This is a genomic window from Cytophagia bacterium CHB2, assembly GCA_030263535.1.
Taxonomy (GTDB): domain Bacteria; phylum Zhuqueibacterota; class Zhuqueibacteria; order Zhuqueibacterales; family Zhuqueibacteraceae; genus Coneutiohabitans.
The window spans coordinates 1-7,174 of sequence record SZPB01000332.1; the positions used below are offsets into that span (position 1 = coordinate 1).

General features: G+C 54.6%; 7 protein-coding genes. All 7 read right to left on the bottom strand.

What is annotated here, in order from left to right; translation table 11 throughout:
- Positions 1-160: 160 nt before the first annotated feature.
- Positions 161-775 carry an RNA polymerase sigma factor gene (locus FBQ85_23755; protein ID MDL1878155.1) on the bottom strand — a complete coding sequence of 205 codons (615 nt, stop codon included), beginning with the start codon at positions 773-775 and terminating at the stop codon, positions 161-163.
- 67 nt (positions 776-842) lie between these two features.
- Positions 843-1,319 carry a Rieske (2Fe-2S) protein gene (locus tag FBQ85_23760; GenBank protein ID MDL1878156.1) on the bottom strand — a complete coding sequence of 159 codons (477 nt, stop codon included), beginning with the start codon at positions 1,317-1,319 and terminating at the stop codon, positions 843-845.
- Between the two features lie 157 nt (positions 1,320-1,476).
- Entirely contained in the window at positions 1,477-1,884 is a 408-nt protein-coding gene (locus tag FBQ85_23765; GenBank protein MDL1878157.1) for a hypothetical protein, read from the bottom strand.
- 86 nt (positions 1,885-1,970) lie between these two features.
- A complete protein-coding gene (locus FBQ85_23770) occupies positions 1,971-2,834 on the bottom strand; it encodes a hypothetical protein (GenBank protein MDL1878158.1) in 864 nt (287 codons plus the stop codon).
- A 163-nt stretch (positions 2,835-2,997) separates the two neighbouring features.
- Positions 2,998-3,519, bottom strand: a complete 522-nt coding sequence (locus FBQ85_23775; GenBank protein ID MDL1878159.1) for a periplasmic heavy metal sensor — start codon at positions 3,517-3,519, stop codon at positions 2,998-3,000.
- Positions 3,520-3,724: 205 nt separating this feature from the next.
- Positions 3,725-6,754, bottom strand: coding sequence for a hypothetical protein (locus tag FBQ85_23780; GenBank protein ID MDL1878160.1), 3,030 nt, complete (start codon positions 6,752-6,754; stop codon positions 3,725-3,727).
- Between the two features lie 7 nt (positions 6,755-6,761).
- Positions 6,762-7,174 (bottom strand): adenylate/guanylate cyclase domain-containing protein (locus tag FBQ85_23785; GenBank protein MDL1878161.1); only part of this gene is annotated, 413 nt, incomplete at its 5' end.

Sequence of the window (7,174 nt, forward strand, 5' to 3'; positions counted from 1 at the left end):
CGCGGGCATGGTTTCGAGCAGTTTCGCGAGTTGCGCGGCGCGGTGCGCACAGGCCGGGCAGGCCTCCACATGAACACGCACCGCCAGCGCGGCCTCTGCCTCGAGTTCGGAACAACGCCACGCCCACAGCGTCACATCATTCACGTGGGAGGTATTGGTATCAGACTTGTACATGCGGCGCCTCCTCCATAAAATTTCTCATATTTTGAGCCAGTATGCGACGGGCTTCATACAAACGTGATTTCACCAGCTTCACGTCGATCTGGCAGACTTGCGCAATTTCCTCATAACTCAAACCTTCGAGGTCGCGCAGGACAATCAGCTCACGATATTTGGGTTTGAGTTTATTGATCTCACGGTGCAGGCGTTGTTCCAACTCATCGTTTTCAATACGGTCGGTCACCGGTTTCTCGTCCAGCGGAATATTTTCGACGACAGTTTGCGGCAATGCTTGCAGCGAAAACCAGCGCCGCCGCTTGCGCCGCCGCAATTCATCCCGGCAGTGATTGACCGTGACTTCATATATCCACGTAAACAAAGCCGAACGCCCTTCGAACCGATCCAACCGTTGCAGGATTTTGATGAAGATTTCCTGCACCAGATCATCAACATCACGACTGCCGAGGATTGAAATGCAAACGCGCAGCACGGCGGCCTGATAACGTTTGACCAGTTCCGCCAGCGCCTGCGGTTGACCGGCGCGGCATCCGGCAAGTAGTTCCGCTTCCGATAGTCCCGATGGCGCCGGCTCTCTTTCCGAGCCTTTCGTTTGCATTTCAATCCGTTAGACGAATCCGTGTACTTTAAGTTGGAAAGCGAAGTGATTCTGTTCTATCCGTCGCTTACAACGTAATCGAAAGTTGATCGTTGGCGAATTGCGTGGCATACTTCCGCAGCGCGGCGGCGGCCGGGCCGCGTGTGACTTGACCGTTGGTGTTGAATTGCGAGCCGTGGCAGGGGCAGGTGTAGATTTGGTTCGCGTATCCGTTGATGGTACACTGCTGATGCGTGCACACCGCGGTGAGTGCAGTAAACTCGTTCTGCGCGGTGCGAGCAACCAGCAGAGTCCCGCTGGCGTGTTGCACCTGGGCCGCGCTGCCGACGGCTGCTAGCGGCGAGCCGGCATCAATCACAAGCGTAATGACGCCGTTTACCGCCGTCGCCTGAATCTGGGGCAAATTCTGGCTCCCGGAGGACAACGGGTCATCGGACGAACAACTTTGCAGAATGGCGCTCACCGCGCCGCCCCATGCCATCACAGATGCGGCCTGGCAAGCGCGAATACAAAACTCCCGGCGGGTTTGATGATCAGACTGCACGAGTAACCTCCTGTTAGTGAGATATGTTGAGTTAAGCGTCCAAACGTCTTTGATCTTGTGTCGTGAGTTCGAATTCAGTCATCGGCGCTGTACTCGCCGGCAAGATCGATGCGCAAAGATAAGAGATGAAACCCAAACCCGCAAGTATTCTGCCATTTCAGTTATTCGGGCGTGGAGGCCGATCGCCCCGGCGCCGTTGCCTCTGTTCCTGAATGAATTTGTCGTACAGTTTTTTCTGCTCATCGTTCAACAATGCTTTGATCTCGGCGTCGCGCTTTTCATCGATTTGCATGCGGGCTTCGCGCATCGCCTGCCAATCTCCGCGGTTTTTCTCGAAGGCTTTCCGGCCCTCGGCAAATGAGGCAAAATAAATCTTGCCGACTTTTTCTTTCAGCTCTTTCGTTAATGAAAGTTTTTGGGCGAGGGTGTCAATCGTTGCGGCAATTTGGGTGGAATCGGGCGCGCCCCGGCCTTGCGGCGGCTGGGCAAACCCAAGATCAACGAAAAGAAAAAGCGCCGGCAGACACCAACATGCCAGCTTTAGACTTTGTGAGTATTGCTTCATGCTCATCTCCTGCTTGTTGTTTTAAGCGCTTGGCATTTCAAAATAAAATGTTAACCGTTTTCCACAAAACAATTCCTAAAACGCGCTTACTGCGCCGGTGAGGCTGCAAGCTGTACTTTCGTCCAAACTTTTAGAGATTCTGGCAATTCTGGCCGTTGGCCGCCGGGACCACCCGGTCTGCCCATCCCGCCGCCCCGGCCACCGCCACCAAAACCTCCTCCCGGCCGACCACCGCTCATGCCGCCGCGCGGCCGCTCGCCCATGCCGGATCGCATTCTTTCCCTCATTTCTTTACGATCAAATTCCGGCGTTTCCAATCCGATACCGATCTTATCACCGGGATTTGCGCCAATGGCGTAGGGTCGATCAGCGCCGTGACGCAATGGAATTCTAATCTCATAAATCAATACGCCATTATCACGGTTTATATTGAGATCAATGCCGCGAGCCTTATCGAGCGGCAGGCGCTGGCGATCATCTTTTCCCGGGCCAAGAATTTCCATCTCGGTTGGCATGGAGGCAAGATCCTTTTGCGGTTCTTCCGACTCGGATCGCGGCAGCATCGGCGGCCCCAGACTGAAACGGGAAAGCGGAAAATGAATGCCAAACGTCTTGTCTTTTTTGCCCGTGGCATCGAACCACACGATCAGCCCGCGCCGCATGATCGAGGCTTGTACCTCGCGATCATCAACCACCAGGCACGCGAATAAGTCGTCTCTATCATTCATCAAGCCCACGGCAATTTTTTCTTTGTCCGCAAAAACAAGCGCGCCGTCCCAATCCTGCTGTTTGCCGTCAACCGTGATTTCTTGCGCTCGCCACCGGCTGTTCCATTCAGATTTTCCACAACTGAACAAGAAGAACAAAAGCGGCAGGATATACGCAATGGCCTTGCCGCTCAAAATGATTTGCCTCTGTTTTCGTGATTGAGGCAAGGGAAGTCTTTTCATACACACATTCCTCCAGTCTACCATGAAAACCGCCAGCCTGGTTGCTGCTGATCGCAGATACCAAGCTGGCGGTTTGTGATAGAATAACTATTCCTTTGTTTGGCAGGGCCGTCTCAGCTCCAATTCAGGAAAGCAGCGCCATGCCGCGCGCCAACCTCGTGCGTTATTCTTCAAAAGGCATGATATCGGGCATACCCTGCATCCGCATGCCGCGGTGCATGCCCGGGCCCGGCCGGCCTTCGAAATCATCGAAGTCTCGCATGCCGCGAAACGGCCGCAGCTCCTGCGCTTTTTTGCGCTGTTCCGGGGTAAGCACTTTTTGCACGTCCAATTGCGTTGCAATGCGATTGCGCATGCCGGTTTCGTGCAGCTTGCTCACTTCGGAAATCTTCGCATTGATCTTGTCTTGATCGGGATTATCGGCTTGCACCAGTTCTTGCAGCTCGATATGCGCCAACTGCACTTTTGCCCGGTGTGCGATGGCTTGTTTGCGGGCTTCCTGGCGGATTTGCCGAATTTTTTCTTTTTGTTCATCCGACAACCCCAGTTCTTCGGCGATCTCATTGCGCATTTGCGGGCGGTCACGGTCGCCGCGGAAGTTGCCGCGCGGCTGCGCCTGCAATACCGTGGTGCACAACGCCGCAGCCATCAAGGCCGTCGCGAAGAGGAAAGAAAAACGTTTCATGGTAAACCTCCAAAGTTTAAACGGACTGAAATGAGTTTTGCTGTTTTGAACTCGTTTGCTTGTTTCAATCCATTCGACGTTTGCCGGGCAACGAAGTTGGAAAATTTTTTGCGAGATGTGAAAGAGTGGAAATTGTGGGATGGGTGGTGAAACGAAAAACAGGCAAGCTCATCCAAACAACAGAACCCTCAGCACCGGCTCAAAATCAAATTTTATAGGGCGCACTGGCGACGATCTGCGTGCCCTGGCCCGGCGCGGAGATAATCTCGCATGTTCCGCCCAGCTTTTCCGCGCGCAAGCGCATGTTGTTCAAGCCATTGCCGGTGAAGGAATGTGCAAGATCAAATCCTTTGCCGCAATCCTGGATGACGACGCGCAGCTTTTCGGTGGTGGCATCGATTTTAACGTCGACGGAGGGGCTGCCGGAATATTTGGCCATGTTGTGCAACGCTTCTTTGGCAATGAGCAATAAATTGCGCCGCGTTTCCGGATGCAGTTTCATCCCCGCCAGCGCCTTGGAAACATCAAAGTTCAAGGCAATGTTTTTGGCATGACAGATTTCATGGGCAAATGATTTAAGCCGCCGCTGCAACGCCTCCACGGAATCGTGTTTGGGATTGATCGACCAGACCACGTCGCCCATCGCTGCGGACAACTCGCGCGCGATGCCCCCAACACGTTCAAGCGCGCCGCCCAATTCGTAGAGTGCTGCTGTTGTCTCTTGCGCCTCGCCCGCTTCCGGATGGTGCAAGCGCGCTTTGGCAGCGTCGTAGAACTGCTGTACGTTTTTTTTGCGTAGCGCCACTTGCGAAAGCAGGCCGATATGCGTCAGGCCGGCGCCGATTTCATCGTGCAGATCAAGCGCAATGCGCGAGCGGATTTTTTCAATTTCCAACACACGATCCAGACGCATGACATGAATCGCGTATAAAATGGTGCCGAGCAGCAGGAGGCACAAAGCGATGAACCACCAGCGCTGCCAAAACGGCGGCTGAATCGTGAATGTCAATGCCGCCGGGGTCGCACTCTCCGCGCCTTCCGCATTAATCGCAATCACTTCAAAAGTGTAGGTTCCCGGCCGCAAGGAGGCGAACGTTACCACGCGCTGCTCGGTAGGCTCCTGCCATTCTTCATGCAAGCCGAGCAGGCGATGGCGATAGCGCACCGCGGTTTCGTCTTTGAAGCTGATGCCGCTGAATTCAATGGTGCAGAGGTTTTCGTCATAAGCAAACTCGGCAGGCGCGATGAGGTTACGATTCTTGCCGTTAACGCGCAAATTCGTGATATAGATCGGCGGCGGAATGTTCAACTTGCTTTTACGGCCGTACTCATAAATAACAAGATTGTGATAGCCCATTCCCCAAATCATTTGCCCGGGCGCGGCGCCAATCGAACCGAAAAACTGTCCGCCCAGCCCTTGCGGCGTTACAAGTTTGTAGGAACTGTCCGGCAAGACATATTGCATGCCTAACGAGGTGGCGATCCAGATGCGGCCGAGCGCGTCTTCGGTAAATCCCCAAACAGCGTCGCTGAGCAGCCCGTCTCTGGTGGAAAGAGTTATCATGCGCTCGCCGTCGACAATCGCAATGCCGCCAAAGCGTGTCGCAATCCAAATTTCGCCATTGCTGCGCTCGAAGATCATGCGTATGCCGTCATCGAGCAAACCCTCCGCCATGGTTAGCTTCCGTTCGAACTCATACTTGCCGGCTACCGGTCGAAAAATGGAGATACCCAAATTATAGCTGCCAAACCACATTTTTTCATTGCGGTCGCGCCAAATCGCGCGAATCGTGTTGCTGGCCAGCCCCTCATGCATCGAATAGAACGCGCGCGGAGTTGAGGTACGCAAATCATAATGCGCAATGCCCTCGCCGCGCATGCTGCACCACAGTTGATCGTAATCATCAACCAAAAACGCAATGGGGAATCCGGCGGGCAGATCGCGTCCCGGCTGCAAAGTGCGCTTGAGCGTCAAGCGCGAATGCTGCTCGCCGTTCGCGTGGATTTGATACCCGCACATGCCGCCTTTATCAAAACAAATCCACAGCGTGCTGTCCGCGCCGAAATCCGCCTGCCACCACAGGCCCGTCAGGTCGCCGCGCTCCAATTGATGCAGATGTTTCTGCCAGTTGCCGTGGCGCTGCCGCCAAATTTCCCAAACCCCGCTTTCAGAAAGCAGAAAGAACCGGCCGCGCGCATCGGCCACGGCGACGCGGCTCATGACATCCGGCCGCACCCCTTCGAAGGGAAACGTGACAAGATTACGCTCCGACAATTTCGCCAGGCCTTTGGTGCGCCCGCCAAACCAAAAATTATTTTCCCGGTCACGCAAGCAGGAAATCAACCGGTTTTCATGCAAACCGTTTTCAACCGTGTATTGAGTAAACGCGCCGGTAAAATCATGTTTGGATACTTTGAAAATTCCCTGCATGGCGACAAACCAGAGCGAGCCTTCGCCGTCATCAATCATGTCAAAGAGTTCTTCGGTCGGCAGTTGCCGCGCAGCAATAATTTGATCGTTGCGCATCTGGTAAATATCGCCGGTATACCCGCCCAACCAGATGTTGCCCTCCGCATCGGCATTCATACATGACAAAAGCGAAGGCTCGACGTGCAGGTTCAGCAATTGCGTCTCGCCGCTGCGCGGAGAATAGCGGTAGAGTTTTCGTTCCGTGCTGATCCAAATCAGGCTGTCACTGGTTTGCACGATGAACGGCACCCAGCCGCGCACACTGTCTGTCGGAAAAAATGTCGAGCTGCCGTTTTGAACGCGATAAACGCCGGCATTGGTGCCGCACCACAACACACCGCTGTAATCTTCGAGCATCGCGCCCACGGTATTGCTGCCCGGCAGCGTGTCCAACTTCATCGTAGTGAAACGTCCCTGCTCGAACGTGACCAGGCCGGCGCCGTGTGTGCCGATCAATATCGCGCCCGGCGACTTCTGGCTTTCATACACGCACCAAATCTGGCTCACCGGCAAGCCGTCGCGCACGCCGTAATTTTTGAAACGAACGCCGTCGTAGACCGACACGCCTTCATCGCCGCCAATCCACAAATACCCGCGGGAATCCTGAAAAATCGAATTCGTCCAGGTCGAGGTCAGGCCGTTTTTGAGGGAATAGTGATCGAACGGCAAGATTTGAGGATGGAGCGGCCCAGGACGGCAGAAGCATAAGCAAAAGCCGGCGACGATAACGGCGCGCTTGGGGTTTAATCGTGTTCGCAGGAGCATGTAACCATTATTCGTTGAGCACAACTTGATACACGCGAATAGGTTCCTTTTTGCCTTTCACGGTTAGTGGCGCAAATTCCCGGGCCGCAATCACATCCTTCACTTTTTGATAAACCGCTTCACTCATGAGAATGGAATTGGGATGATCTTTGGTGATGGTTTCGATGCGTTTGCCGGTGTTGACGGTGTCGCCGGTCAGGGCGTAGTCGATTTTATGCTCGGAGCCGAGGTTGCCGGCAACCACTTCGCCATAATTCAAGCCGATGCCGATGGGCGTGTCGCGGCCGATGCGGTCGCGGTATTTGGCGTTGAGCAAATCGAGGCGCCGCATCATTTCGATCGCGCAAAACACCGCGCTCTTTTCCATTTCCGCAATCGCCACCGGCGCGCCGAACGCCGCAAAAATTTCGTCGCCGACAT